Annotated in this window: 1 protein-coding gene; it reads left to right on the forward strand. The window is 39.8% G+C overall.

Annotated elements, in window-relative coordinates; all coding sequences use genetic code 11:
- A partial coding sequence (locus AAEY88_RS13180; protein WP_350563112.1) for a phage integrase N-terminal SAM-like domain-containing protein occupies nt 1–279 on the forward strand: 279 nt, incomplete at both ends.

Here is a 279-nt window from a genome sequence, read left to right on the forward strand (position 1 = left end):
ATTTTAAGTTTACTGCTGCAAAACATATTTTACCTACACATATTGAACAGTTTTTATGTTTTTTAGCAAACGAACGGCGTGTTTCCAGCAGTACACAACAGCAAGCCCTTTGCGCCCTTGTTTTTGCGTTTAAACATGTACTAGCCATCGATACCGACAATTTGCAGTTCCCGTATGCAAAAGCACCAACTCGAATTCCGCAGGTTTTAAATGATGCAGAGGCCAAACAGGTCATCGACCATTTACACGGTAAATACCAACTGATTGGCTGTTTATTAT

Source organism: Psychrobacter sp. CAL346-MNA-CIBAN-0220, from assembly GCF_040309805.1.
Taxonomy (GTDB): domain Bacteria; phylum Pseudomonadota; class Gammaproteobacteria; order Pseudomonadales; family Moraxellaceae; genus Psychrobacter.